The sequence below is a fragment of the Variovorax sp. WS11 genome (genome assembly GCF_010499245.1).
Taxonomy (GTDB): Bacteria; Pseudomonadota; Gammaproteobacteria; order Burkholderiales; family Burkholderiaceae_C; genus Variovorax.
The window spans coordinates 105,000-130,782 of the sequence record NZ_JAAGOW010000002.1 but is presented as its reverse complement, the minus strand read 5'-3'; the positions used below and the strand labels follow the sequence as shown (position 1 = coordinate 130,782).

At 69.3% G+C, this 25,783-nt stretch carries 20 protein-coding genes and 3 pseudogenes; 15 read left to right on the top strand and 8 right to left on the bottom strand.

Translation table 11 applies throughout. From position 1 onward, the window contains the following. Positions 1-78: 78 nt before the first annotated feature. Positions 79-1,017: a succinylglutamate desuccinylase/aspartoacylase family protein gene (locus GXN78_RS21115; RefSeq protein ID WP_106558713.1), complete on the top strand. Its 939-nt coding sequence runs from the start codon at positions 79-81 to the stop codon at positions 1,015-1,017. Between the two features lie 14 nt (positions 1,018-1,031). Here GXN78_RS21115 and GXN78_RS21110 read toward each other — a convergent pair whose 3' ends face one another. After that, entirely contained in the window at positions 1,032-2,831 is a 1,800-nt protein-coding gene (locus tag GXN78_RS21110; RefSeq protein WP_106558714.1) for a glutamine--tRNA ligase/YqeY domain fusion protein, read from the bottom strand. A 137-nt stretch (positions 2,832-2,968) separates the two neighbouring features. On the opposite strand from GXN78_RS21110, the gene GXN78_RS21105 reads away from it, so the two are divergent. Then, positions 2,969-3,319, top strand: a complete 351-nt coding sequence (locus GXN78_RS21105) for a hypothetical protein (protein ID WP_106558715.1) — start codon at positions 2,969-2,971, stop codon at positions 3,317-3,319. A 69-nt stretch (positions 3,320-3,388) separates the two neighbouring features. Here the strand turns inward: GXN78_RS21105 and GXN78_RS21100 are convergent, their stop codons facing one another. The 4 genes from GXN78_RS21100 to GXN78_RS21085 all read right to left on the bottom strand — a co-directional run bounded on the left by GXN78_RS21100 (position 3,389) and on the right by GXN78_RS21085 (position 6,178). After that, a complete protein-coding gene (locus GXN78_RS21100; protein ID WP_106558716.1) occupies positions 3,389-4,231 on the bottom strand; it encodes a LytTR family DNA-binding domain-containing protein in 843 nt (280 codons plus the stop codon). After that, a complete protein-coding gene (locus GXN78_RS21095) occupies positions 4,228-5,301 on the bottom strand; it encodes a histidine kinase (RefSeq protein WP_239142840.1) in 1,074 nt (357 codons plus the stop codon). Before GXN78_RS21095 ends, GXN78_RS21100 begins: the two co-directional genes overlap by 4 nt. Next, positions 5,298-5,591 (bottom strand): 2TM domain-containing protein, encoded by a 294-nt coding sequence (locus GXN78_RS21090; RefSeq protein ID WP_106558717.1) that lies wholly within the window; start codon positions 5,589-5,591, stop codon positions 5,298-5,300. The genes GXN78_RS21095 and GXN78_RS21090 overlap by 4 nt, the downstream gene beginning before the upstream one ends. Positions 5,592-5,656: 65 nt before the next feature. Then, the gene (locus GXN78_RS21085) at positions 5,657-6,178 is read right to left on the bottom strand and encodes a DUF6622 family protein (protein ID WP_106558727.1); all 522 of its coding nucleotides are present in this window, start codon (positions 6,176-6,178) and stop codon (positions 5,657-5,659) included. Positions 6,179-6,412: 234 nt separating this feature from the next. Between GXN78_RS21085 and GXN78_RS21080 the strand changes: the two genes are divergently transcribed. From GXN78_RS21080 to GXN78_RS21065, 4 genes and pseudogenes are all read left to right on the top strand, one after another. Beyond that, positions 6,413-7,699 carry an efflux RND transporter periplasmic adaptor subunit gene (locus GXN78_RS21080; protein ID WP_106558718.1) on the top strand — a complete coding sequence of 429 codons (1,287 nt, stop codon included), beginning with the start codon at positions 6,413-6,415 and terminating at the stop codon, positions 7,697-7,699. A 13-nt stretch (positions 7,700-7,712) separates the two neighbouring features. Then, positions 7,713-10,835, top strand: a complete 3,123-nt coding sequence (locus tag GXN78_RS21075) for an efflux RND transporter permease subunit (protein WP_106558719.1) — start codon at positions 7,713-7,715, stop codon at positions 10,833-10,835. Positions 10,836-10,853: 18 nt separating this feature from the next. Then, positions 10,854-14,111 (top strand): annotated as a pseudogene (locus GXN78_RS21070) (efflux RND transporter permease subunit); the annotation flags it as partial. A gap of 272 nt (positions 14,112-14,383) precedes the next feature. Next, positions 14,384-15,541, top strand: a pseudogene (locus GXN78_RS21065) (efflux transporter outer membrane subunit); the annotation flags it as partial. A 100-nt stretch (positions 15,542-15,641) separates the two neighbouring features. On the opposite strand, the gene GXN78_RS21060 reads toward GXN78_RS21065, so the two are convergent. Further along, positions 15,642-16,514, bottom strand: coding sequence for a MurR/RpiR family transcriptional regulator (locus GXN78_RS21060; RefSeq protein ID WP_164255606.1), 873 nt, complete (start codon positions 16,512-16,514; stop codon positions 15,642-15,644). A 122-nt stretch (positions 16,515-16,636) separates the two neighbouring features. Here GXN78_RS21060 and GXN78_RS21055 point away from each other — a divergent pair, with 122 nt between their 5' ends. From GXN78_RS21055 to GXN78_RS21030, 7 genes and pseudogenes are all read left to right on the top strand, one after another. Continuing rightward, positions 16,637-17,977, top strand: a complete 1,341-nt coding sequence (locus GXN78_RS21055) for an aspartate aminotransferase family protein (RefSeq protein WP_106561431.1) — start codon at positions 16,637-16,639, stop codon at positions 17,975-17,977. 20 nt (positions 17,978-17,997) lie between these two features. After that, positions 17,998-18,903 (top strand): transporter substrate-binding domain-containing protein, encoded by a 906-nt coding sequence (locus GXN78_RS21050; protein WP_106561432.1) that lies wholly within the window; start codon positions 17,998-18,000, stop codon positions 18,901-18,903. A gap of 77 nt (positions 18,904-18,980) precedes the next feature. After that, positions 18,981-19,631, top strand: a complete 651-nt coding sequence (locus GXN78_RS21045) for an aspartate/glutamate racemase family protein (RefSeq protein ID WP_106561433.1) — start codon at positions 18,981-18,983, stop codon at positions 19,629-19,631. 421 nt (positions 19,632-20,052) lie between these two features. Next, a pseudogene (locus tag GXN78_RS42220) lies at positions 20,053-20,592 on the top strand (hypothetical protein); the annotation flags it as partial. A 44-nt stretch (positions 20,593-20,636) separates the two neighbouring features. Continuing rightward, complete coding sequence (locus GXN78_RS41350) at positions 20,637-21,107, top strand: autotransporter outer membrane beta-barrel domain-containing protein (RefSeq protein WP_239142909.1); 471 nt, start codon at positions 20,637-20,639, stop codon at positions 21,105-21,107. Continuing rightward, complete coding sequence (locus GXN78_RS41345) at positions 21,014-21,982, top strand: autotransporter outer membrane beta-barrel domain-containing protein (RefSeq protein WP_239142839.1); 969 nt, start codon at positions 21,014-21,016, stop codon at positions 21,980-21,982. Before GXN78_RS41350 ends, GXN78_RS41345 begins: the two co-directional genes overlap by 94 nt. A gap of 68 nt (positions 21,983-22,050) precedes the next feature. After that, positions 22,051-22,875, top strand: coding sequence for an undecaprenyl-diphosphate phosphatase (locus GXN78_RS21030; protein WP_106561362.1), 825 nt, complete (start codon positions 22,051-22,053; stop codon positions 22,873-22,875). Positions 22,876-22,904: 29 nt separating this feature from the next. Here GXN78_RS21030 and GXN78_RS21025 read toward each other — a convergent pair whose 3' ends face one another. Together GXN78_RS21025 and GXN78_RS21020 are read right to left on the bottom strand one after the other, a co-directional pair. Next, positions 22,905-23,594, bottom strand: a complete 690-nt coding sequence (locus GXN78_RS21025) for a response regulator transcription factor (protein WP_106561363.1) — start codon at positions 23,592-23,594, stop codon at positions 22,905-22,907. Further along, entirely contained in the window at positions 23,591-24,247 is a 657-nt protein-coding gene (locus GXN78_RS21020) for a nuclease-related domain-containing protein (RefSeq protein WP_106561364.1), read from the bottom strand. Before GXN78_RS21020 ends, GXN78_RS21025 begins: the two co-directional genes overlap by 4 nt. Before the next feature lie 64 nt (positions 24,248-24,311). Between GXN78_RS21020 and GXN78_RS21015 the strand changes: the two genes are divergently transcribed. Together GXN78_RS21015 and GXN78_RS21010 are read left to right on the top strand one after the other, a co-directional pair. Continuing rightward, positions 24,312-24,479, top strand: coding sequence for a hypothetical protein (locus tag GXN78_RS21015; protein ID WP_164255602.1), 168 nt, complete (start codon positions 24,312-24,314; stop codon positions 24,477-24,479). A gap of 98 nt (positions 24,480-24,577) precedes the next feature. Continuing rightward, on the top strand, positions 24,578-25,732 hold the full coding sequence (locus tag GXN78_RS21010; protein WP_106561365.1) for a porin: 1,155 nt from the start codon (positions 24,578-24,580) through the stop codon (positions 25,730-25,732). Positions 25,733-25,783: the final 51 nt, after the last annotated feature.

The following is a 25,783-nucleotide window of genomic DNA, read 5'->3' as shown; positions in this document are numbered from 1 at the left end:
GGCAAATGGGAGGTCTCCGTTGCCCCCGGCTGTAGCAAACTAAAGGCTTCGTATCGCAAGGCCGCAGCGCCGTCCGCCATGCCCCCGATCCTCCCGCGCCTCGAAGTCGCCCAGGGCGATCTCTCCGCCTACCGCCAGGGCAACACCGGCGTCGACTACGTCCACCGCTTCGAATCCGGCAACCCGGGCCCGCATGTGCTGATCAACGCGTTGACGCACGGCAACGAGATCTGCGGGATGGTGGCTGCCACCCGGCTGCTCGACGAGGGCGTGCGCCCGAGGATCGGCACGCTCACGGTGAGCTTCGCCCATGTGGAGGCCTACAACGCCTTCGACGCGGAGAAGCCCTTCGAGAACCGGCAGCTGGTGCACAACCTCAACCGCATCTGGTCCGACGAATGGCTGGAGGGGGCCGAGGACAGTCCCGAGCTGCGCCGGGCCCGCGAACTGCGGCCGGTGGTGGCCGCGGCCGACCACATCCTCGACCTGCACTCCACCAGCCAGGACGTGGTGCCCTTCTGGGTCTACCCGGCCTTCGCGCGCAACGCGGCGGTGGCGGTGGCGATCGGACGGCCGTCGGTGCACCTGGTGATGCCCAAGGGCCTGGGCTCGGGCACGCCGCTGATCCAGCACGGCCACCACGGCGAGGACGAAGGGCCGGCCGGCGCGGCGCTGGTGGCCGAGTGCGGGCAGCATTTTCTGCAGGCCACGGCGGATACGGCGGTGGGGGTGACCTTCGATTTCCTGGCTCATTTCGGGCTGGTCGAGCGAGAGGCCGACGCCCCGGCACCCGGGCCGCAGCGGCGCTTCGAGCTGCTGGAAACGCGCATGGTCAAGACGCCGGAATTCCGCTTCGTGCGGCCGCTCGTCGGCTTCGAAGTGTTTGCCAAGGGCGAGCTGATCGCGGTCGACGGCGACGAGGAGATCCGCGCGCCGTGCGAGGACTGCACGGTGCTGATGCCGGCGAGGGTGCCGATCGTGGGGCGGGAAGGGGTGTATCTGACGCGGCCGCTGTAGCCGCCGCGAATTCATCACTTTCCCCAACTGTCCTTCATGCCGGCCGCGCGGTTGAACACCAATCGGGCGTCTGCGCCCTGACGGCTGTCCGGCACGAAGTAGCCGTGCCGCTCGAACTGGAAGGCCTGGCCAGCGGTGGCGTTGGCCAGTGCCGGTTCGGCATAGGCCTGCGTCACCACCAGGCTGCTCGGGTTCAGCTCGTCCTGCACCTCGCCGGCACCGGGCTGCGCCGCCGCGAACAGGCGCTCGTACAGCCTCACTTCAGCAGGCACCGCATCGGCCGCCGCCACCCAGGTGATGTTGCCCTTGACCTTGATCGCGTCCGCCCCCGGCGTGCCGCTCTTGGTGTCCGGCACCAGCTTGGCCTGCACCTCGGTGAGCTTGCCGTCTGCATCGCGCGTGCCGCCCGTGCATTCGATGACATGGCCGTACTTGAGCCGGACCTTGTTGCCTGGGAACAAGCGGAAGAAGCCCTTGGGCTGCACGTCCTCGTAGTCGGTGCGCTCGATCCAGACCTCGCGGCCCAGCTTGAAGCTGCGCTTGCCCATTTCCGGGTGGTGCGGATGCACGGGTGCCGTGCATTCGTCGAGGAAGCCGGTGCCCATCAGCTCGTCCCAGTTCGTGATCACAAGCTTGACCGGGTCGAGCACGGCCATGGCGCGCGGCGCCGCCGGATCCAGCGTGTCGCGCAGGGCGGCCTCCAGGCTCGCATAGTCGATCCAGCCGCCTGACTTGGTGACGCCGGAGCGCTCGCAGAAGAGCTTCAGCGCCTCGGGCGTGTAGCCGCGCCGGCGCAGGCCGGCCAGGGTGGGCATGCGGGGGTCGTCCCAGCCGTCGACATGGCCTTCCTCGACCAGCTGGCGCAGGCGGCGCTTGCTGGTGATCACGTGGGTCACGTTGAGCCGCGCGAACTCGTACTGGCGCGGGTGCGGCGAGGCGATGAGGCCGCCCTCGGCCAGGCGGTCCAGCAGCCAGTCGTAGAAGGGGCGTTGGTCCTCGAACTCCAGCGTGCAGATGCTGTGGGTGATCTGCTCCAGCGCGTCCTCGATCGGGTGGGCGAAGGTGTACATCGGGTAGATGCACCAGGTGTCGCCGGTGTTGTGATGGGTCGCGCGCCGGATGCGGTAGAGCGCCGGGTCGCGCATGTTGATGTTGGGGCTGGCCATGTCGATCTTCGCGCGCAGCACGGCGGCGCCGTCGGGCAGCTGGCCGTCCCGCATGGCGCGAAACCGCGCGAGGTTCTCGTCCGGCGTGCGGCTGCGGAAGGGGCTGTCGGTGCCTGGCGTGTTGAAGTCGCCGCGGGTGGCGCGGATCTCCTCGGCGCTCTGCTCGTCGACGTAGGCCAGGCCGGCGCCGATCAGGTACTCGGCCGCGCGGTACATGAAGTCGAAGTAGTTGCTGGCGAAGTAGACGTGCTCGTTGGGCTGGCCGGGCCGGGCCGGATCGTCGGCCAGGCTGCAGTCGTAGCCCAGCCACTTCACTGCATCGCGGATGGCGTCGACGTATTCCTGCTCCTCCTTCTCGGGGTTGGTGTCGTCGAAGCGCAGGTGGCACACGCCACCGTACTCGCGGGCCAGTTCGAAGTTGAGCCAGATGCTCTTGGCGTGGCCGATGTGCAGGTAGCCATTGGGTTCCGGCGGAAAGCGCAGCCGCACGCGGGCCGGGTCCTGCATGCCCTGGGCGTGGTGCGCGGCGTCGCCGGGGGAGCCGCCCCAGCGGCGGCCGGCGTAGTTGCCCTGTTGGAGGTCGTTTTCGATGACGTGGCGCAGGAAATTGCTGGGTTTGGAGGTGTCGTGGTCGGCAGCGGAAGTCATCTCTTCATTCTAGGTGGCAGCTTGGAGGCGTTACGTTTTGCAACGTTCTTCACTGTGCAGTGTGAACCGGGGTGACATTTGCTGCGTTCAATACGGACATGGACGCATGCGTCCCCCTCAATAAGGAGATCCACACCATGAGCCTCACCCGATCCACCTTCTTCAAATGGGCTGCCGCCGGCGCTGTCGCAGCGGGCGCCCTGTTCACTGCCGCTTCGGCCAATGCTCGCGGCGACGTGAGCTGGTCGGTCGGCATCAGCGCTCCCGGCGTGGCTGTCGGCGTGGCGGCTCCTCCGGTGTATTACGCACCGCCGCCGCCTGTGTACTACCGTCCGGCCGCCCCGGTTTACTACGCCCCGCCGCCGCCGGTTTACTACCGTCCGGCCCCTGTCTACTATGCGGCGCCGCCCGCTTACTACGGTCCGCCGCGCGGCTACTACCGTCACCACGGTCACGGTCACGGTCACGGCCACGGCCACTGGCGTTGAGCGCAGACAGCCACGATTGCCTGCTGTCACATGAAAAAACCGGCCCTCGGCCGGTTTTTTCATGGGGGCTCACATAGCCTTGAAGAGGTGCGCGTAGAGGCGGCTGACGGGGATCTTCTCCGCCCGCCCGCGCAGCATCAGGTGCTGCTTGCCCGCCTCGTCGCGGTGCACCGACTCGATGGCATCACTGCGCACCACCGTGGCGCGGTGCACCTGCCAGAAAACGCCCGCATCGAGCTGCGGCAGCAGTTGCTTGAGGGGGGTTCGGATCAGGTATTCGCGGGCGGCGGTGAGCACGCGCACGTATTTGTCGGCAGCCTCGAAGTACAGGACCTCGTCGATGGGCACCATGCGCACCGTGCTGCCTGCGGTGCCGGCCTCGCTGGCGGCGATCAGCTTGAGCGGCGCCGTGCCGCCCGCACCCGGAAGCGCCCCCGCGCCGGCGGCCGCGGCCAGCACTTGGCGCCACTGCGCGAGCGTGCCCGCCAGCGCATCCTCGGCGCTGGACACGGCGCCGTTGCGTTGCGGCTCCAGCGCCTGTTGCAACCGCGCGACAGTGCGTCGCAGCCGCTCGGGCTGCACCGGCTTGAGCACATAGTCGATGGCCTGGGCATCGAAGGCCCGGGCCGCGTATTCGTCGTAAGCCGTCACGAAGACCAACTGGGGCATCGGCGCCTCGTCGGCCGGCCAGGCGTCGGCCAGCTCGGCGGCGGCGGCCAGGCCGTCCTGGCCCGGCATGCGGATGTCGAAGAACAGCACCTGGGGCAGCAGCTCGAGCGCCTCACGCACTGCGCTGCGGCCGTCGGCCACGGTAGTGAGCACTTCGAGCTCGGGCCAGGCGGCGGCGAGTTCGGCGCGCAGGGCCTGGGCCAGCAGGGGTTCGTCTTCGGCGATGAGGGCGGTGGTCTTCATGCGGAGAGGGGGAGGTTGATGGTGACGCAGGTGCCGCCGGCCGGGCCTGCTGCCAGCTGCAGGCCGTCCTGCTCGCCGTAGGCGGTGGCGAGGCGTTCCCGCACTTGCGAGAGGCCGAAGCCGCTGTCGGGCCGCGGCGTGCTGTCGTGCGGATCGATGGCGATGCCCACGCCGGTGTCGCGCACCTCGAGCACCAGGCGCCGGCCGTCGCGCCGCGCGCCGACCGCGATCTCGCCGCCCTCGACCTTCGGCTCCAGTCCGTGGCGGATCGCGTTCTCCACCAGCGGCTGCAGCAGCAGCGGCGGCACCGGCACCTCGCGCAACTCATCGGGCAGCTCGAGCCGGTAGGCGAGCCGCGGGCCCATGCGCACGGACATCAGCTCCAGGTAGTCGCCCAGCCGCTGGAATTCGGCCGCGAGCGGATGTGCAAGCGCGCGCGAGCCGCTCAGGGTCACGCGCAGGTAGCTGTTGAGGCGGTCGAGCATGGCCACGGCGCGCGGCGGGTCGGTGGCGATCAGCACGCGCAGGTTGGCCAGCGTGTTGAACAGCATGTGCGGCTCGAGCTGGGTCTCCAGCAGCTTGAGGCGCGCATCGGTGGCGTCGCGCTGGGCCAGCGCGATCTCGCCTTCGAGGTACTTGCTCTTGCCGAGGCTGTAATAGAAGTAGCAGATGACGACGCCGGCCACCACCGTGATCAGCACCGTGGAGGCGAGCTTGTCCCGTGAGAAGCTCAGGAATTCCAGCAGGGGCTTGCCCGTCCAGGCGTCGCCGATCACGTTGCCGCCGAGGAAGCCGACCACGATGCCCACGATGACCAGCACCACGCCGCGCCACCCTTGCGGCCAGGGCCTGGAGGTTCGGCCCGCGAGCAGCAGCCGGCCGATGTCGACGACCAGCCAGCTGATGAGTCCGATCGAGAGCGAATAGACGAACTGCGGTGCCCAGGCACCACGGCCCGAGATCGCCAGCCCCACCGCGATGACGCAGCAGAAGCCGGCGGTCGAGATGCCGTGGCGCAGCACGTGCCGGAGGTTTTGCGGCGAGAAGTTGCGCGACAGGGTGCCGCTCACCCGCGGTCTCCGCCGCGCAGCGCCTTGCGCTCGCGTTCGAGCAGCCGGTCGTAGAAGTTGCCGCCCGGCGCGACGAAGAACACCACCGCGCCGTGGATCAGCAGCCCCAGGCCCCAGCCGAGCAGCGGGTACATGGCCCAGTTCTGCCCGCGGGAGCTCGCCAGGATGACGAGGAACAGGTTGACCAGCACGTAGACGGTGGCATGGATGTACCAGCCCATCTTGGCGCCGGCACGGCGGCGGGCGAGGCGTTCGGTGCGGTCGTTGGAGGAAAGGGCGTCGTCGTTCATGGTGAGACCTCTTGAAGAGATAGGAGATTCTTGCGGAAGAACAGGGCTGCGTCGCGTTTCCGTGCTCAGACACCGGCCGCCGGCAGGGCTTCGCGGTCCTCGCGGATGGCCAGCTTCCACAGGCGCAGCGTCCGGGCCGCGAAGATGCCGCTGAAGGCGCCGTAGAGCGTGCCGATGCCCAGGGCGAAGCCTTCGTGGCGCGCCAGTTCCGGATGCATCGCCAGCAGCACGCCGACCACGTACTTGGTGAAGAAGATGCCCATGAACAGCGCCAGCGGCACCGCGCTGCCCGGCAGGTGGAAGGTGCGGGTCGCCGCGTCGAAGCGCGCGGCGGCGGGCAGGGGCCAGCGCTGCACCGTCAGCAGCAGCAGGGTGGCCGCGCCGGCCCAGCCGAGCAGGGCGAGCGGCGAGTCGCCGAAGGCCGAGAGCATGCCGTAGAAGGACAGCCCGGTCATGGCGATCGGCAGCAGCGTCACGCGGGTCAGGCTCACGCTGCCGGCGAGCAGCTGCCTGGCGCCCATCCACACGAGCAGGGCGAAGAGGGCGAACACCCAGCGCGGGGTGTGGGTCAGGATCTGGGTCAGCATCTGCATGTTGTTTCTCCTTGAAGGGGTTGATGCGTCGATGGGCGGACTGTGCCGGCGGGCCCGCGGCCCCGCCACGCGCTTGCGACGAGCTGCAGCCGGCCGGCGCGAGTTGCAATCCGCTGTCGCCGGACGCAAAGCTCAACGCCGGCTTTACCGGGGCTTTACGGTCCGTAAGAACTGGGCGCTACGATTCGGCGCTCCACTACGGGCTGCCTGCGAACTGCCCTGTTGCCGATGTCTTCCCCCATCCCCGAGCCCGCTGCCACCGCCTCCCTCGCCGAACCGCCCGCGCCGCGGCCGCCGTCGCGCCGGCGGCGCTGGCTGGGCAGCCTGGCCGCGCTGCTGCTCGTGCTGGCCCTGGGCGGCGGGGCGTGGTATCTCATCAAGCGCTCGGGGGAGCCGGTGGCCGGCCGCAGCGGCTCCGGCGCACCCGGCTCCACCGTCGGCCATGCGGTGGCACGTCGTGCAGAGCTGCCGGTGACCATCGATGCACTGGGCACCGTGACGCCGCTGGCGACCATCACCCTCAAGCCGCAGGTCGGCGGGGTGCTCACCGAGGTGCTGTACACCGAGGGCCAGACGGTCACCAAGGGCCAGCTGCTGGCCCGCATCGACCCGCGCCCCTACGAGCAGGCGCTGATGCAGGCCCAGGGCACGCGGGTGCGCGACGAGGCGCAGCTCGAGGCTGCGCGCGTGACGCTGGCGCGCTACCGCACGCTGCTGACCCAGGACTCCATCGCCCGCCAGGACGTCGACACCCAGGCCGCGCTGGTCAAGCAGCTCGAAGGCACGGTGATCACCGATCGCGCCGCCGAGGCCGCGGCCAGGCTCAACGTCGAATACACGCGCATCACTGCGCCGGTGGCCGGGAAAATCGGCCTGCGCACCGTCGACCCCGGCAACACGGTGACGGCCAATGCGAGCACCGGCATCGCGGTGATCACGCAGATGAATCCCATCGACGTGCAATTCGCCGTGCCGCAAGACCGCCTGCCCGACATCCAGGCCCAGCTCGCCAAGGGCGTGGCGCTGCCGGTCAAGGCGCTGGACCGCACGCGCAGCACCACGCTGGACACCGGCGGCTTCTCCACGCTCGACAACGTGGTGGACACCAGCACCGGCACGGTCAGGGGCAAAGCGCGATTCGCCAACGCCCAGACCACGCTGTTCCCCAGCCAGTTCGTCAACGTGCAGATGACCCTGCGCACCCTCAGCGCGATCGTCGTGCCGGTGACCGCGGTCCGCACCGGGCCCACCGGCAGCTACGTCTACGTGATCAACGACGACCGCACGGTCACGATGCGCCCGGTCAAGCGCGGCGAGTCGACGGTCGAGCTGGCAGCGATCACCGAGGGCCTGGAGCCCGGCGAGAAGGTGGTGACCGAAGGCGGCGACCGCCTCAAGGACGGCGCGCAGGTGCTGCTGCAGGGCGACAAGCCGGCGGCCGGCCCGCGCCAGGGCGCCTCGGGCCCGCGCGGGCCGCGCGGCGAGGGCCGCCGCCGGCAAGCGCCGCCGCAGTGAAGGAGCGACGCCGATGAGCCCATCGCGCCCCTTCATCGAGCGGCCGGTGGCGACCGCCCTGCTGATGCTCGCGATCGTGCTCGCGGGGCTGGTGGGCTTCCGCTTCCTGCCGCTGGCGGCCCTGCCGCAGGTGGACTACCCGACCATCCAGGTGCAGACCCTCTACCCGGGCGCCAGCCCCGAGGTGATGAGCCGCACCGTCACCGCGCCGCTGGAGCGCCAGTTCGGCCAGATGGCGGGGCTGGACCGCATGAGCACGGTGAGCTCGAACGGCGTTTCCATCGTCACCCTGCAGTTCGCGCTCGACCAGACGCTCGACGTCGCCGAGCAGCAGGTGCAGGCCGCGATCAACGCCGGCGGCTCGCTGCTGCCGGCCGACCTGCCGGCGCCGCCGGTCTACGCCAAGGTCAACCCGGCCGACGCGCCCATCCTCACGCTGTCCGTGAGCTCCAACACCATGCCGCTGACCGAGGTGCAGAACCTGGTCAACACGCGGCTTGCGCAGAAGATCAGCCAGGTGGCCGGCGTGGGCCTGGTGTCGCTGTCGGGCGGGCAGCGTCCGGCGGTGCGCATCCAGGCCGACACCAACGCGCTGGCCTCGGTGGGCATCGGCCTGGACACGCTGCGCACGGCCATCGCCGCGGCCAACGCCAACAGCGCCAAGGGCAGCTTCGACGGGCCGCAGCGCGCCTACACCATCAACGCCAACGACCAGCTGGTCGCCGCGGCCGACTACAAGAACCTGATCGTCGCCTGGAAGAACGGCGCGCCGGTGCGCATGAGCGACGTCGCGCGGGTGGTCGATGGGGCGGAGAACACGCAGCTGGGTGCCTGGGCGGCGGCGCGTGCGGAGTCGAGGGACGACCAGGCCGCTGCAGCCCTCTATCCCGCGATCATTCTCAACGTGCAGCGCCAGCCGGGCGCCAACGTCATCGGCACCGTCGACGCCATCAAGAAGCAGCTGCCCGAGCTCGAGGCCTCGCTGCCCGGCGCGCTGAAGGTCGAGGTGCTGAGCGACCGCACCACCGGCATCCGCGCCTCGGTGCATCACGTGCAGCTCGAGCTCGCGCTGGCCGTGGTGCTGGTGGTGCTGGTGATTTTCCTGTTCCTGCACAGCCTGCGCGCCACCGTGATCGCCAGCATCGCGGTGCCGATCTCGCTGATCGGCACGCTGGGCATCATGTACCTGCTGGGCTACAGCCTTAACAACCTGAGCCTGATGGCGCTGACCATCGCCACCGGCTTCGTGGTGGACGACGCGATCGTCATGATCGAGAACATCGCGCGCTACCTGGAGGAGGGCGAGCCGCCCTTCAAGGCCGCGCTCAAGGGGGCGACGCAGATCGGCTTCACCATCATCTCGCTGACGGTGTCGCTGGTGGCGGTGCTGATCCCGCTGCTCTTCATGGGCGACGTGGTGGGGCGGCTGTTCCGCGAGTTCGCAGTCACGCTGGCGATCACCATCCTGATCTCGGCCGTGGTCTCGCTCACGCTCGTGCCGATGATGTCGGCGCGCTGGCTCCGGCCCCAGGCCGAGGAGGGCGGCCGTTTCGGCGCGCGCGTGCAGCACTTCTTCGAGCGCGTGATCGCGCGCTACGACCGCCAGCTGCAATGGGTGCTGCGCCACCAGCCGGCGACGCTGGTGGTGGCGCTGCTGACGCTGGCGCTGACGGTGCTGCTCTACGTCGCCATCCCCAAGGGCCTGTTCCCGACGCAGGACACCGGGCAGCTGCAGGCGCGCATCGAGGCGGCGCAGGACGTGTCCTTCGTGCGCATGGCCGAGCTGCAGAAGGCCGCGGCCGAGGCCATCCTGGCCGACCCCGACGTGCGCAGCCTCAGCTCGGTGGTGGGCGTGGATGCGGCCAACAACACCGCGCTCAACACCGGCCGGATGCTGATCAACCTGCGCTCGGACCGCGACGAGCAGGCCAGCGTGATGCAGCGCCTGCGCGATCGGGTGCGCGCGGTGCCGGGCGTGATGCTCTACCTGCAGCCCACGCAGGACCTGACCATCGACGCCGAGACCGGCCCGACCGAGTTCCGCGTCGCGCTCGAGGGCGTGGACACCACCGTGGTGAACGACTGGGCGAGGAAGCTGGTCGAGCAGCTGCGCAGCACGCCGCAGGTGCGCAACGCCACCACCGATGCCGGCGCGCAGGGCCTGGCCGCCTACGTGGACATCGACCGCAACACCGCCTCGCGCCTCTCGGTCACGGCCAGCTCGGTCGACGATGCGCTCTACAGCGCCTTCGGCCAGCGCATCGTCTCCACCATCTTCACCGAGACCAACCAGTACCGCGTGATCCTGGAGGCGCAGCGCGAGGCGCTCGCCTCGCCGCAGGGGCTGGGCAACCTGCAGCTGCGCACCGGCGCGGGCACGCCGACGCCGCTGTCCGCGCTGGCCACCGTGCGTGAGCAGCTGGCGCCCTTGCAGGTCACGCGTGTGGCGCAGTATCCGGCCGCCACCGTGGGCTTCGACACCGCGCCCGGCGTGGCGCTGGGCAAGTCGGTCTGGGCGATCCGCGCGGCGGCCAAGGAGATCGGCCTGCCCGCGAGCGTGCGCCTGAACTTCCTGGGCGCGGCCGGGGCCTACGAGAAGTCGCTGACCAACCAGCTGTGGCTGATCCTGGCGGCCGTGGTGTGCGTGTACATCGTGCTGGGCGTGCTCTACGAGAGCTACATCCATCCGCTCACAATCCTGTCCACGCTGCCCTCGGCCGGCGTGGGTGCGCTGCTGGCGCTGATGGTGACGGGCAACGACCTCGGCGTGATCGGGATCATCGGCATCATCCTGCTGATCGGCATCGTGAAGAAGAACGCGATCATGATGATCGACTTCGCGATCGACGCCGAGCGGCATGAAGGCAAGTCGCCGCAGGAGGCGATCCACCAGGCGGCGCTGCTGCGCTTCCGGCCGATCCTGATGACCACGCTGGCGGCGCTGTTCGCGGCGCTGCCGCTGATGTTCGGATGGGGCGAGGGCGCGGAGCTGCGGCGGCCGCTGGGCCTGGCGATCTTCGGTGGGCTGGTCGTGAGCCAGGTGCTGACGCTGTTCACCACGCCGGTGATCTACCTGGCCTTCGATCGGATGGGGCGCAGGTTCCGGGGGAAGCGTGATGCCGCGCACGCCGCTTGAGCTTCGGGAGGGCGGCGCGTGAACCTCTCCCGCCCCTTCGTCGAACGGCCCATCGCCACGGTCCTGCTGACCATCGGCATCGCCCTGGCCGGCATCGTCGCCTTCTTCGTGCTGCCGGTGTCGCCGCTGCCGCAGGTCGACTACCCGACCATCTCGGTCCAGGCCAGCCTCGCGGGCGCCAGTCCCAGCACCATGGCCTCCAGCGTGGCCACGCCGCTGGAGCGGCGGCTGGGCATCATCCCGGGCGTCAACGAGCTGACCTCGACCAGCTCCAACGGCTCGGCGCGGATCACGCTGCAGTTCGACCTCAAGCGCAACATCGACAGCGCCGCGCGCGAGGTGCAGGCCGCCATCAACGCCGCCCGCGCGGACCTGCCTGCCACGCTGCGCAGCAACCCGACCTACCGCAAGCGCAACCCGGCCTCGGCGCCGGTGATGATCCTCGCGCTCACCTCCAAGACCCGAACGCCGGGCCAGATCTACGAGGCGGTGTCCAACATCGTGAGCCAGCGCCTGTCGCAGGTCGAGGGCGTGGGCGAGGTCGAGATCGGCGGCGGCTCGCTGCCGGCGGTGCGGGTGGAGCTGGAGCCCTTCTCGCTCAACCGCATGGGCATCAGCAGCGAGGACGTGCGTGCCGCCATCCAGGCCAACAACGCCAACCGGCCCAAGGGCGCGATCGAGAGCGGCGACCGCCGGCTGCAGATCTACACACCCGCGCCGGGCCGCCGCGCCTCCGACTACCGCGACCTGGTGATCGCATGGCGCAACGACGCGCCCGTGCGCCTGGGCGACGTGGCGCGGGTGATCGACAGCGTCGAGAACACCCGCACGCTGGGCCTGTTCAACGGCGAGCCCGCGGTGGTGATACTGGTCACGCAGGAGCCGGGCGCCAACATCATCGACACGGTGGACGGCATCCGCGACCTGATGCCCGAGCTGCGCGCGCAGCTGCCGCAGGACATCGACATCCAGATCGCGTCGGACCGCACCAACTCCATCCGCGCCTCGCTGCGCGAGATCGAGACCACGCTGATGATCTCGATCGTGCTGGTGGTGCTGGTGGTGGGCCTCTTCCTGCGCAAGGCGCGCGCCACCATCATTCCGGCGGTGGCGACCGTGGTCTCGCTGCTCGGCACCTTCGGCGTGATGCACCTGCTGGGCTTCAGCCTCAACAACCTGAGCCTGATGGCGCTGACGGTGGCCACCGGTTTCGTGGTCGACGACGCGATCGTGGTGCTGGAGAACACCGCGCGCCATGTCGAGGCCGGCATGAACCGCATCGAGGCGGCGCTGCGCGGCGCGCGCGAGGTGGGCTTCACGGTGCTGTCGATCAGCCTGTCGCTGGTGGCGGTGTTCATCCCGCTGCTGTTCATGGGCGGGCAGGTGGGCCGGCTGTTCCGCGAGTTCGCGGTCACGCTCTCGGCCTCGGTGCTGATCTCGCTGGTGATCTCGCTCACCACCACGCCCATGCTCTGCGCCATGCTGCTGCGCAGCGAAGCGGAGGAGGGGCCGGGCAAGAAGCACGGGCGCGTGCGGACCTGGCTGGGCCGGCGCTTCGAGGGCGCCTGGCAGTGGACGCTGCGCGTCTACGCCCATAGCCTGGACTGGGCGCTCGCCAGCAAAGGCATGGTGATGGTGGTGCTGCTGGCCGTGATCGGACTCAACGTCTACCTCTTCAACGCCATCCCCAAGGGCTACTTCCCGCAGCAGGACAACGGCCAGCTCAACGCCGGCATCCGCGCCGACCAGAGCATCTCCTCGGCCGCCGTCGCCGACAAGCTGCGCCAGGCGGTGGACATCATCCGCAAGGACCCGGCGGTGGCCACGGTGGTCGGCTTCTCGGGCGGCGGCCGCGCGGGCGGCGGCTTCATGTTCGTCAACCTGAAGCCGCTTGCGCAGCGCACCGAGAAGACGCAGGTCGTCATCGACCGTCTGCGGCCGCAGCTCAACCAGCTCACGGGCCTGCGCGTGTTCCTGTTCCCGGTGCAGGACTTGCGCATGGGCGGGCGCTCCAGCAACTCCAGCTACCAGTACACGCTCAAGGGCGACAACCTGGACGACCTGCGCAAGTGGACCGCCAAGCTCGCCGATCGCCTGCGCCAGGAGACCGCGCTGACCGACATCGACAGCGACGATTCGGCCAACGGCGTCGAGACCTTCGTGGAGGTCGACCGCGACGCCGCGGCGCGCCTGGGCGTCACCTCGAGCGCGGTCGACAACGCGCTCTACAACGCCTACGGCCAGCGCTCGGTCGCCACCATCTACGACGAGCTCAACCAGTACTCGGTGATCATGGAGTGGGCGCCCCGCTTCCAGCGCGCGCCGATCGTGCTGAAGGACCTCTACGTGCCCTCGACGCTCAACACCGTCACCAGCGCGAGCGGCGCGAGCACGGTCAGCTCGGTGGACTTCGACGCCGACGCGACGACCGGCACGTCGACCACCACCTCGGCCAACCCGGCCTCGCGCACCTCTTCCGCGGGCCAGCAGATCGCGACCATCGCCACGCCCATGGTGCCGCTCGCCGCCTTCTCCAAGCTCAGCGAGCGCGCGGTGCCGAGCTCGATCGACCACCAGGACACCGAGCTCGCGAGCACCATCTCCTTCAGCTTGGCCGACGGCGTGAGCATCGCAGACGCGCGCCGCGTCGTGGCCCAGGCCGAGGCCGACATCGCCATGCCGATCAACGTGCGCGGCAGCTTCCAGGGCACCGCGCTGGCGGCGCAGCAGTCGCAGGCGCAGCAGCTGTTCCTGATCTTCGCGGCGCTCATCGTGATCTACATCGTGCTGGGCGTGCTCTACGAGAGCCTGGTGCATCCGATCACGGTGCTGACCACGCTGCCCTCGGCCGGCGTCGGCGCGGTGCTGGCGCTGCTGCTGTTCCGCATGGAGTTCTCGATCATTGCGCTGATCGGCGTGTTCCTGCTGATCGGCATCGTCAAGAAGAACGCGATCCTGATCATCGACTTCGCGCTCGAGGCCGAGCGCGCCCGCGGGCTGAGCGCCGTGGAGGCGGTGCGCGAGGCCTGCCTGCTGCGCTTCCGCCCCATCCTGATGACCACGCTGGCGGCCGCGCTGGGCGCCTTGCCGCTGGCCATCGGCTTCGGCGAGGGCGCCGAGCTGCGCCAGCCGCTGGGGGTGGCCATCATCGGCGGCCTGATCGCCAGCCAGCTGCTGACCCTCCTGACCACGCCGGTGGTCTACGTGCTGCTCGACAAGGTGCGCCGCCGCCCGGCCAACGAGAAGTACCTGAGCCGCGAGGCGACCGACCCCTCGCTTGCCCCCGACCCCTCTCTTGCTCCCTCTCCTCCCGGAGAGGGCTGGGGTGAGGGCACCGACCCTGATGACCTCGCAACGCCCATGACCGCCCCCGAATTTTTCGCTCGACCGACGCACACGCTGCGCTGCCGCCGTGCTTCTGGCCCTCTCGCGCTCGCAGGCTGCGCCATCGGTCCGACCTACGAGCAACCCCTCCACCGCCACGCCCTCCGCGTGGAAGGGAAGCCCCCGCCGCCGAAGGCTGGCTCCCCGCCGCCCCCGCCGACGCCTTGGACCGCGGCGAATGGTGGAAGCTCTTCGGCGACCCCGCGCTCGACGAACTGGCCGCGCGCGTGCAGATTTCCAACCAGAACATCGCCGCGGCCGTGGCCAGTTACGCGCAGGCCCAGGCGGTGGTGCGCGAGCAGCGCGCGGCGCTGTTCCCGACGGTCTCGGCCAGCGGCAGCGCGACCCGTTCCGGCGCGCGCAATACCTCGCCCAGCACCGCCTCCGGCGCCGCGCTGCGGGCCGACTGGGCGCCCGACGTCTGGGGCCGGCTGCGCCAGGCGGTGGGCGGCGCCCAGGCCAGCGCGCAGGCCAGCGAGGCCGACCTGGCCTCCGCGCGCCTGTCGGCAGTGGGCGAGCTCGCGACCAACTACTTCTCGCTGCGCGAGGCCGATGCCGAGCTGCGGCTGCTGGAGGTCACGCTGGAGGGCTACCAGCGAAGCCTGGAGATCGCGCGCAACCGCTACAACGCCGGCATCGCGGCCCAGACCGACGTGCTGCAGGCGCAAACGCTCTACGTCAACACGCAGGCCGAGCGCGTGGCGCTGAAGCGCACCCGCGACACGCTGGAGCATGCGATCGCGGTGCTGGTCGGCGCGGCGCCGGCCGAGTTCAGCCTGCCCGCGGCGGACTGGAAGCCCACCGTGCCCGGCATTCCCGCCGGCGTGCCTTCGACGCTGCTGCAGCGCCGGCCCGACATCGCCGCGTCCGAGCGCGCGGTGGCGGCGGCCAACGCGCAGATCGGCATCGCGCGCACCGCCTACTTCCCGAGCTTCAGTTTGAGCGGCGCGCTCAGCAGCAGCGCGAGCCGGGTGGGCGATCTGTTCAACGCCTCGAACACGCTGTGGTCGCTGGGCCTGTCGGTGGCGCAGACGGTGTTCGATGCCGGCGCCATCGGGGCGCAGGTCGACCAGGCCAAGGCGGCGCACGGGGCCGCGGTGGCGCGCTACCGCCAGACCGTGCTCACTGCCTTCCAGGACGTCGAGGATCAGCTCACCGCGGGTGCGAGCCTGGCGCAGCAGGAAGGATTGCGGCGCGAGGCTTCGGCGGCGGCGGATCTCAGCGAGCAGCAGTTCCTCAATCGCTACCGGCAGGGGCAGGTGAGCTATACCGACGTGGTGACGGCGCAGGTATCGGCGCTCAATGCGCGGCGCACGGTGCTGCAGTTGCAGGTGAGCCGGCAGAACGCGGCGGTGGGGTTGATCCAGGGATTGGGTGGGGGGGTGGCAGGCGGAGTGGATGGCGACCAAGACGTCGCGCACCTCAAGCGCCCCCCGCAGGCGCGGCGGGCTGCAGGTAGGCGCCTGATTCGAACAGCTGGGCCTCCGCCTCATCGATCCGCCGTATCACCGGCTTCCCCGCCCGGCTCGCCAGCATCTCCACCAGCGCCTCGGTCACCGCCACCCCCGCTGCCACCGAGGGAAAGAACGAGGGACTGTCGATCGCGAACAGCAGCGTCTCGTCCGCCAGCAGCGACAGTGGCGACGCGATGCTGTCGGTAACCGCCACGATGCGCAGCCCCGCCGCCTTCGCCGCTTGCGCCACCTGCAGCGCCTCGCGCGAGTAGGGCACGAAGCTCGCCACCAGAAGCGCATCGCCCTTGGCAAAGGCGCGCTGCTGCATCTCCAGCGAGCCGCCCTGGCCGTCGACCAGGTGCACGCTGGCGCGGAACATCCGGTACACGTAGACGAAGGAGAAGGCGATCGAAAAGCACGCGCGAAAGCCCGCCGCGTGCACCGCGTTCGCCTTCTCCAGCACCGCGCAGGCGCGCTGCAGCGCGGCCTCGCTCTGGCGGTGGGTGTTGTCCAGGTTGCGCCGCTGCACCTCGAACATCTCGCCGGCCAGGCCCTGGTCCTGGGCGCGGCCGATCAGGGTCTTGGCGCGCGCGCCGTAGGCGTCCGAAGTCCCGAGCCCCATCTCAGCCGCCACCGCATCCTTGAACTGCGGCCAGCCCGCGTAGCCCAGGTGCTGCGCAAAGCGCACCAGCGTGGCCGGCGTGGCGCCGGCGCGCGTGCCGACGCTGCGCATCGAGCTGGTGACCACCTCGTTCGGGTGGTCGAGCACATGCTTGGCGACCTGCTGCAGGGCAGGGCTGAGGCTCTCGTAGCGCTGGCGCAGATCGTCTTTGACGCCCATGGTCTGGTCTCCGGTTGGAACGAATGTACCGGATGGAACAGCGCTGTTGCATGATGCTGTTGACGGAACAAATGTTCCAAACAATAATTCGAACAACACATTAGTTCCATGCCAGTTCAGCCATGACGCACGTCTTCCACCGCCATCTCCGCCACACGCCCAGGCTCGCCGTCGCCGCCAGCGGCATGACCCTGCGCGACGCGGAGGGCCGCGAGTACCTCGACGCCTCGGGCGGCGCCGCGGTGTCCTCGCTGGGCCACGGCCACCCGGACGTGATCGCCGCGATGCACGCGCAGATCGACAAGCTGCCCTATGCCCACACCAGCTTCTTCACCAGCGAGCCGGCCGAGCAGTTGGCCGACGAGCTGATCCGCACCGCGCCTGCGGGTATGAGCCACGTGTACCTGGTGAGCGGCGGCTCGGAGGCGGTGGAGTCGGCGCTCAAGATGGCGCGCCAGTACTTCGTCGAGATCGGCCAGCCGCAGCGCACCCACTTCATCGCCCGGCGCCAGAGCTACCACGGCAATACGCTGGGCGCGCTGGCGGTCGGCGGCAACGCCTGGCGGCGCGCGCCCTTCGCGCCCATCCTGGTGCCGGCCACGCATGTCTCGCCCTGCTATCCCTACCGCGAGCAGCGTGCCGGGGAAACGCCCGAGCAGTACGGCCGGCGCCTCGCCGACGAGCTCGAGGCGGCGATCCTGGGGCAGGGCCCCGACAGCGTGATCGCTTTCGTGGCCGAGACGGTGGGCGGCGCCACGGCCGGCGTGCTGACGCCGGTGCCGGGCTACTTCAAGGCGGTGCGCGAGGTCTGCGACCGCTACGGCGTGTTGCTGATCCTCGACGAGGTGATGTGCGGCATGGGTCGCACCGGCACGCTCTACGCCTGCGAGCAGGAGGGCGTGGTGCCCGACCTGGTCACCATCGCCAAGGGCCTGGGCGGCGGCTACCAGCCGATCGGCGCGGTGCTGGCGCAGGGGAAGATCGTCGAGGCGATGTCGCAGGGCAGCGGCTTCTTCCAGCACGGGCACACCTACCTGGGGCACCCGGTGGCCTGTGCTGCCGCGCTGGCGGTGCAGCGGGTAATTCACCGCGACGGCCTGCTGGCCAAGGTGCGCAGCGACGGCGAGGCCTTCGGCGCCATGCTGCGCGAGGCGCTGGGCGCACATCCCCACGTGGGCGACATCCGCGGCCGCGGCTTCTTCTGGGGCGTGGAACTGGTGGCCGACCGCGCGAGCAAGGCGCCCTTCGACCCGGCCCTGAACCTGCACGTGCAGATCAAGAAGGAAGCCATGGCCCAGGGCCTGCTGTGCTACCCCTTCGGCGGCACGGTCGACGGCAAGCTGGGCGACCACGTGCTGCTCGCGCCGCCCTTCATCGCGAGCCGCGACGACCTGCGCGAGATCGCGACGCGGCTGGCCGCGTCCGTCGACGCCGTCGTGCGCGCCGCCACCACGAATTCCTAACCACCCTCGAGGAGTTTTCCATGGCCTTCCCACGCCTGCAGATCGCCGGCGCCGTCTTCGCGGCCGCCTTCACCCTGATGCCCCTGGGCGCGGCGCACGCGCAGGAGGGCGGCACGCTGGCCAAGGTGAAGGCCAGCGGCGCCATCACCATCGGGCACCGCGAATCCTCCTTCGGCTTCTCCTACCTGGACAGCGACCTCAAGCCGGTGGGCTACAGCATCGAGATCTGCAAGCGCATCGTCGAGGCGATGAAGGCCGAGCTGAAGATGCCGGCCATCGAGGTCCGCTGGCAGGCCGTGACTTCGGCCAACCGCATTCCGCTGGTGACCAACGGCACGGTGGACATCGAGTGCGGCTCCACCACCAACCTGGTCGAGCGCCAGAAGCAGGTGGCCTTCTCGCCGGATATCTTCCGCTACAACGTGCGCATGCTGGTGAAGGCCGATTCGGGCATCAGGAGCATCGCGGACCTGCAGGGCAAGACGGTGGTCACCACCACCGGCACCACTTCCTTTCGCCTGCTGCGCGAGGCCGACAGGGGCCGCAACCTGGAAGTGAACAACCTCGCGGGCAAGGACCACACCGACTCCTTCCTGCTGGTGGAGAGCGGCCGCGCCCAGGCCTTCGTGCTCGACGACATCCTGCTGGCCGGGCAGATGGCCAATGCGCGCAACCCCAAGGACTTCATCATCACCGGCGAGAGCCTGCGCACCGAGAACCAGGCGCTGATGTTCCGCAAGGACGATCCGCAGATGAAGGCGCTGGTCGACCGTGTGGTCGGTGGCATGATGAAGTCGGGCGAGATGGAGAAGCTCTACAACCAGTGGTTCATGTCGCCGATCCCGCCCAAGAACATCAACATCAACTACCCGCTCAACGCCGAGACGAAGGAGGGCTTTGCCAATCCGTCGTCGAAGGGCATCTGAGGCTGGAGCTCTCGCTCATGAGCCGCCGGGCCGCTCCCAAGGCGAATAGCACCGAAGCTGAAAGCGAAGGTACTCCAGTGACCCGCATCGCCCTGATCCACGCGCTCGCTCACTCGGTGGCTCCCATCAACGCCGGCTTCGAGCGTGACTGGCCCGAGGCGCTGCGGATGAACCTGCTCGACGACAGCCTCTCGGCCGACCTGGCGCGCGAAGGGCGAGGGCTGGACGCGGCGATGCACGAGCGCTTTCAGCGGCTGGCGCAGTACGCGGTCGACACCGGCGCGCAGGGCATTCTCTTCACCTGCTCGGCCTTCGGGCCGTGCATCGAGGCGGTGGCGCGGCGGCATGCGGGGATTCCGGTGCTCAAGCCCAACGAGGCCATGATCGCGGAGGCAGCGGCCGGCGCTGGCAAGCTCGGGCTGATTGCCACCTTCGGGCCAACGCTCGAATCCATGCCGCCGGAATTTCCGGCCGACGTCGAGCTCGAGCTCGCGCTGGCCGAAGGGGCGCTCGACGCGCTCAACGCAGGCGACACCCGGACGCACGATGAGCGCATCGCGGTGCAAGCCGATGCCTTGCGCGACAAGGGCTGTACCCGCATTGCGCTTGCCCAGTTCAGCATGGCACGCGCCCGTGCAGCCTGCGAGGCGGCTTCCGGGCTGCCGGTGCTGACCACGGTCGACAGCGCGGTGAGAGCCCTGCGCACGCGCCTGACAAGGCGTTCATAACAGGCGTCGGCCTCCGGGTCCCTGTGCGGATGCCGGTGCTCGGACGGGCAGGCCGGATTGCGGATGAATTCTCGCTTTTTCTCGCTTTGTCCTGACTGCGCCGCCTGGCATTTCTACCATTTCATGGTCGCCTGCCCCTTGGTTCTACAAACTGCGGCCTGAGTTTCCGGCGCGTGGTCGGAGCCATGGGTCGCTACGCAGACGGCGTTGCCCACCACGTGCGTGTCGCACGGATGGCCCGAGAACGACCCGGGACCGCCCATGAACAGAACGTATCGCAGTCTTTGGAACCCCGCGCTGGGCGCCTGGGTGGCTGCTCCCGAGAACGCCCGCGCGCGCGGCAAATGCAGCAGCAGCAGCGCTTCACGCATCGCGAGGGCTTGCATCGTCGTGCTGGCCCTGGGCGCCGCGACAACGGCGCATGCGCAGGCGCGCAGTCTCGGGGGGCTCGAAGGGGGCGAGGGAGGGGGCGCGACGGGGTCGCCGCCGGGCGGTTCGTCGGCGGTTCCAGATGCATCAGGTGGATCGAGCGATCTCAGCGGCGACGGTGGCGGTGGCGGCGGGGCCACCAGCTTCGGCAGCGGCGCCATCACCAACAACGCCGCACTCTTCATCGATCAGTCCGGCGATGCAAGCCTTGACCTCCCTCGCCGGCAGCGGCTCTTTGACCAAGACCGGCACCGGCACTGCCGCGCTGACGCTGACGGGGACCAACACCTACGCAGGCGGCACCACCGTCGCAGGGGCGCACTGTCGATCTCTGCAGATCAAAATCTGGGCGCAGCCCTGGCCCGCTGAACCTCGATGGCGGCACCTGCGCACCACCGGTGCCTTCACCACCGCGCGCGGCGTCAACCTCGGCGCGGGCGGCGGCACCCTTCAGACCGATGTCGATCTCACCGCGAGCGGCGGCGTCGTCAGCGGCGCGGGTGCCCTCACCAAAACCGGCGCAGGGACGCTGATATTGACGGGCTTCAACAACTACCACCGGCGGCACGGCCTTCAATGCGGGCGCGGTCTACCGTGCAGGTCGTCAATCTCGGCGGCCTGGGTGCCCCTCACCAGCGGCAACGGCATCGAGCTCGTGAGCGCCCTCAATGGCGCCACCACCACCGCGCAGAGCACCAAGATGCCTTCGCCCTGCAGGGTGGTCATGTGGATGCGGGCGCCTACGAATACCGCCTGCAGGCTGGCGATGCCGCGGGTGCAGGAGAGAACTGGTATCTGCGCTCCACCAGCACGATCATTCCGCCGGCCCCGCCCGGCACCCCGGCACCCCCGGTCCCGCCGGCGCCCGGGAACCTCCAGCACCCGCGGTTCCGCCTTCCCCACCGCCGGCTCCAACCGCGGCCCCCATCCAGGTGCCCACTTACCGTGCTGAAGTGCCTCTCTTCGCAGCCCTGCCCGAGCAGCTGCGCCAGGGCAACCTGGCCATGCTCGGCAACCTGCATCAGCGCATCGGCGACGACGATGTGAAGACGGCTGCCGGCGCCCAAGGCGGCGCTGCAACCTCCCCAACCGGTGAGCGCCGCGCCTGGGGCCGCGTGCTCAGCACTAGCCTCAACATCCAGCAAAGCGGAACCGTCAGCCCTCAAAGCGATGGCCGCCTCAGCGGCCTGCAAGCCGGCACCGACCTGTGGACCGCCCCCAACTGGCGCGCCGGCCTCTACGTCGGCCAGCTCGACGGCGAGCTCCAGGTCAAGGGCTTCGCCCGCGGCATCGACAACCTGGCCGTCGGCAGCAACGACCTGCGCAGCCAGTACCTGGGCGGCTACGCCACCTACAGCAACGACAGCGGCTTCTACGCCGATGCCGTGCTGCAGGCGGGACGCCACCGCTACGAGGTCAAGCCGCAGACCACCCTGCGCACCAAGGGCAAGGGCAGCAGCCTGAGCACTTCCTTGGAGATCGGCCAGTCCTTCGCGCTCGGCGAAGGCTGGCAGATCCAGCCCCAGGTCCAACTGGTGCACCAGCGCCTGGACCTCGACGACGTCGACATCACCGGCGCCCGCGTGCGCCAGGAGCGCGATGGCAACTGGCTCGCCCGCGTGGGCGTGCGCGTGAAGGGCGACATCGCCACGCGTGCAGGCCGCCTGCAGCCCTATGCGCGGGTGAACCTGTACCGCGCCTCGGGCGGCAACGACAGCACCCGCTTCATCAACGCGGCCGCCAGCACGGCCATCGCCAGCAGCACCGGCAGCACCTCCACCGAGCTGGCCGCAGGCTTCACGCTGCGCCTGAGCGAATCGACCAGCCTCTATGGCGAGCTCGGCAAGCTGTGGGCATCGGGAGGAGACACCCGCGTGAAGTCGCAGCTCAACGGTTCCGTGGGTCTCAAGGTGCGCTGGTAGAGCAAGGCGTGCTGAACGGAGCCTGACCGGCCTCCTCGCGATAATCGGCGCTCTTAAAAGGAGCGCGCGTGGATATCGTTTTGCTGGCCAAGGCCGCCATCATGGGCATCGTCGAGGGACTGACCGAGTTCCTGCCCATCTCGTCGACCGGCCACCTGATCCTGGCCGGTTCGCTGCTGGGCTTCGACGACGACAAGGCCAAGGTCTTCGACATCGCAATCCAGACCGGCGCGATCCTCGCCGTGATCATCGTCTACTGGCAGAAGATCCATTCCACCCTGGTGGCGCTGCCGCGGCAGCACAAGGCACAGCGCTTGGTGCTCAACGTGCTGATCGGCTTCCTGCCCGCGGTGGTGCTGGGGCTGCTGTTCGGCAAGCTGATCAAGGCGCACCTGTTCACCGCGGTGGTGGTCGCCAGCACCTTCATCATCGGCGGCTTCATCATCCTCTGGGCCGAGAAGCGCCCGCCCGGCGCGGTGCGTGTGGAGCACGTGGACGACATGACGCCCTGGGACGCCCTCAAGGTCGGCCTGGTGCAGTGCTTCGCGATGATCCCGGGCACCAGCCGCAGCGGCGCGACCATCATCGGCGGCATGCTGCTGGGCCTGTCGCGCAAGGCGGCGACGGACTTCTCCTTCTTCCTCGCGATCCCGACGCTGATCGGCGCCGGCGCCTACAGCCTCTACAAGGAGCGGGCGCTGCTGTCGGCGGCGGACCTGCCGATGTTTGCGGTCGGTCTCGTCTTTTCCTTCGCGAGCGCCTGGCTCTGCGTGCGCTGGCTGCTGAAGTACATCAGCAGCCACAGTTTCGTGCCCTTCGCCTGGTACCGCATCGCCTTCGGCATCGTGGTGCTGGCCACCGCGTGGAGCGGGGCCGTGGTGTGGGCGGAATAGGCGCTGGGCCGTCGCGCGGGTGCCGCCGCTCAATGATCGGCGCTCGCCGGCGCGTCCCACACGAAGCCGACGCCGTAGATGGAACGAATCCATCGGTGCGCCGGCGACACGACGGTGAGCTTCTTGCGCAGATTCTTGATGTGCACGTCGACGGTGCGCTCGTTGGTTTCCAGGGCATAGGGGAACGCAGCCTCGAGCAGCTCCGATCGCGAGCACACCCGCCCGGGCTCCCGCGAGAGTGCCCGCAGCAGCAGGAACTCGCGGCGCGTGAGCGGCAGCGCTTGTCCCTCCAGCACGACGGTCCCCGGAGGGTTCCCGATGGCGATCGGCACGGGCCGGTTTGCCGCGCGGAGCTGTTGCGCGCGGCGGCGCAGCACCGTGCGAATGCGCGCGGCCACCTCTCTGGGCGAGTAGGGCGTGCAGACATAGTCGTCAGCGCCGAGCTCGAAGCCGCGCAGCAGGTCGGCCTCCTGCCTGCGCGCCGTCAGCACGATGATCGGCTGGTCGCTGCTGTTGCGCGCCGTCTCGAGGATGCGCAGGCCGTCGATCTGCGGCAGGTCGATGCCGAGCAAGGTGAGTTCGGGCGGCGAAGTCAGCATACGATGCAGGGCCGCGGCGCCGTCCTCGACCGGCTCGACATCGTGCCCGGCGCGCTGCAGTTCGTCGAGCAGCGCCAAAGCGGCGTCGTGCCCTTCCTGCACCAGCAGGATGCGGCTCATCGGCTTGCGCCTTCGCGGGACAGCGCCGGTGCGCGCTCGAATCGCTCGCGGCAGTCCTGCAGGTGTTGCTCGAGCGTCAGCTCGCCCTGGATGTCGATGAGCCGCTGCACCGTCTGTTCGATGCCCGCGGTATCCAGCAGTCGGCAGGGTCGCGCGCTGCGCCGTCCGTTGTTCCTGGCCAGGCGCGCGATGTAGGGCAGGTCCTGCCGGGTGAGGATGGCGGCCGGTATGGCGCCTTCGAGCTTGACGCCGTCGCAGGGCAGCAGCACGAAGCACTGCAGCCGCAGGTCGTCGGGCAGCAGCTTGCGCAGGCGCGCCGCCTTGTGGCCGCCCTGCCATGCCGGGTCTCCGATTTCCCGTGCCTTGGTGCAGCCGTCCAGGCGCAGGAACCAGCGCGGCGGCGCAGGCTCCGCCTGCTTGCGGTAGACGAAGGCGTTGCGCCAGCTCTTGATCTCGAACAGGTAAACGCCGGATTCGCACACCAGCACTGCGTCGATGCGCGCACTGCGCACGGCGCATCCCTCGGGCATCGGAATGACGAGGTCGCGCAGCACGCGCAGATGCGGAAAGGCGGGCTTGAACGCGCTGACGATCTGCTGCACGCCCAGCGATGCCGCTGCCGTCTTCATGGGTTGCGGCAGAACGATGCTCATGCCCGCTTCGCCATCCGGCAGAGGGGTCCGCGATGGACGCGATGTCGTGTGATTGAGGCTGATCATGACGGAATCATTTCCGTCGAATGGGGAGAAATTTGAAGGCGGCGATGAAGCGCTGAACCGGCTCGATGGCCTGCGTGTGCTGCATGCAAGCAACACTTCATGTGCGCCGGGCCGCAACTACCAGATTCCTCCGGATTTGAACGAGACCATGCCCTCAGCTGCTTGATGAAGAGCGGCGACATGACACCTTGAGCGGCTTCGGCATGGCAATCGGGCCATGGTTCCGTCGCTGCGCAAGGATCGCTTGAAACCGGAGAACCCTGAATGAAAAAATCACTGACCGCGATCGCCGCTCTGGCCGTGACCGGCCTGGCAGCTGCTCAATCGTCCGTTACCCTGTTCGGTGTGGTCGATGCGGGCGTGACCTATCAATCCGCCACCTCGCGCAATGCCGCGACCGGCGTCAGCGTCACGCAGAGCAAATGGAGCCTCGCCAACTCGGGCTACAACTCCAGCCGCCTCGGCTTCCGCGGCACGGAAGACCTGGGTGGTGGCCTGGCTGCCAGCTTCTGGCTCGAAGCGCCGATCACCAACGACGACGGCGCGACCGGCGTCTCGACCTTCAACCGCCGCTCCACCGTCAGCCTCTCCGGCGGCTTCGGTGAAGTGCGCCTGGGCCGCGACTACACGCCCACCTTCTGGAACGACACGGTCTTCGATCCCTTCGGCACGAACGGCTCGGGCACCAACGTGATCAGCACCGTGAGCGGAAGCACCGGCATCAACAACGCCAACTACGTGCGTGCCAGCAACTCGATCGGCTACTTCCTGCCGCCGAACCTCGGCGGCTTCTACGGCCAGCTGCAGTACAGCTTCCACGAGAACACCGACACCAGCACCTCGTCGACCACGACCACCACCAACACCAATGCCGGCCGCTACATCGGTGGCCGCTTCGGCTATGCGAACGGCCCGCTCGACATCGCGGTCTCGGCGGGGCAGAACCTTGCGGTGGACACCACCGCGCTGACGCGCAAGGTGCAGACGGTCAACCTCGGCGCCTCGTATGACTTCGGCATGGTCAAGCTGTTCGGCGAGCTCTCCAGCGTGCAGAACAAGTTCGAGATCCCGGCCGTCACCTACCACGACAGCTACAACGGCTACCTGCTCGGCGCCACCATGCCGGTGGGCCCGGGCCTGATCCGCGCGTCGTACTCCACCGTGCGCTACAACGAGGGCGCCTACGGTCTCACCGGCGACGACCCGCGCGTGAACAAGCTGGCCATCGGCTACGTCCACAACCTGTCGAAGCGCACCGCGCTCTACGCCACCGTCGCTCGCGTCAGCAACAAGAACGACGCGGCCTACACGGGCAGCCTGGTCTCCGCGAGCACCACGGGCTACGGCGGCGTGAGCTACGGCGCGGGCCTGCCGCGCAGCTCCACCGGCTACGACTTCGGCATCCGCCACGCGTTCTGATAGCGCGCATGGCCCGCTGCGGCGGGCCATGTCTTGTGCAGCCGCCGATGC